1 protein-coding gene is annotated in these 1,258 nt (G+C 52.5%); it reads left to right on the top strand.

From position 1 onward, the window contains the following. The first annotated feature begins 114 nt into the window (after positions 1-114). Positions 115-1,056, top strand: a complete 942-nt coding sequence (locus L880_RS0125590) for a cation diffusion facilitator family transporter (protein WP_027478018.1) — start codon at positions 115-117, stop codon at positions 1,054-1,056. Positions 1,057-1,258 lie beyond the last annotated feature (202 nt).

Genomic DNA, 1,258 nt, shown 5'->3' with positions numbered 1-1,258 from the left:
GTCTTGCAGGCTTTCTGGAATTCCAGTACCGAAGAATAGGCTCCGTCTCGAATCTGAAATAAGGCGTGGTTAAGGTGGGGTGAGGAAAATCTACCTCCTTTAAAAGATACCACTATGCAATTTTCAGAAGCGCAAGAAGACCATGAAGAAAGTGCGAAGAGCACCGCGGAACGCGCCGCAGCCACATCCCGCAGTACCTGGGTGAGCGTAATGGTCAATGTGCTGCTCTCTGCAGTACAAATTGCAATCGGTATGTTGTCCAGGTCCCAAGGTCTAATCGCCGATGGCATTCATTCGCTGTCTGACTTGGTGGCGGATTTTGTGGTGCTGCTTGCCAGCCATCACAGCAAAAAGGACGCAGACGAAGACCATCCTTACGGCCACCATCGGTTCGAGAACGCTGCTTCCATGGTGCTTGGCGTATTGCTGTTGGTGGTCGGCGTTGGAATGGTTTGGTCAGCATTCATGAAGTTACGAAACCCCGAAACCATTGCACAAGTGCATGCCATGGCACTGTGGGTGGCTGGCATCGCACTGGTTGCCAAGGAGTCGCTGTTTCGTTACATGCTGGCCATTGCAAAACGAGTGAAGTCAAGCATGCTGATCGCAAATGCATGGCATGCTCGATCTGATGCAGCCTCCTCATTGGTGGTAGGGATCGGCATCATCGGCAATTTGATGGGCTACCCCATATTGGACCCGATCGCGGCGCTAATCGTCGGATTCATGATCGCGCGCATGGGCTGGGAGTTTGGTTGGGAGGCCATGAATGACTTGATGGACCGTGGTATTGACGAAGAAGAACTGGCAGCAATCAAAAAGACCTTGCTTGAAACGCCAGGCGTGGATGGCGTTCACGACCTAAAAACCCGCAAGATGGGTGACATGGTGGTGGTCGATGCGCACATCGAAGTGGATGCATCATTGACCGTCGAAGTGGGACACAACATCGCAGTGGATGCCCGTAGGCGGGTCATGCAAAGGCACCGCGTTCTCAACCTGATGGCCCATGTTGACCCCAGCCACAAAGCGGATTTAGACCACGCGCAGGTTTAGTGTGGCGCTTTCAACTACTGGCTAGTCACTGACGGGGCCAGTAATCCTTGAAATCTACGCCACATTCTTGGTGTTCAGGCACCGGGTTGGAGGTCAGGTTTAGAGCTCGCCATTTGAGCAGAACTATGTCAACAAACGCGGCCTTGCGGGTCTTCGTTTTGCCCCATTGCTGACATCCAATTTTTAGGCAATCAATCGAAAA

This window comes from Curvibacter gracilis ATCC BAA-807 (genome assembly GCF_000518645.1).
GTDB lineage: Bacteria > Pseudomonadota > Gammaproteobacteria > Burkholderiales > Burkholderiaceae_C > Curvibacter > Curvibacter gracilis.
Note: the sequence above shows the minus strand (reverse complement) of the source record. Positions and strands in the feature narration are given on the sequence as shown.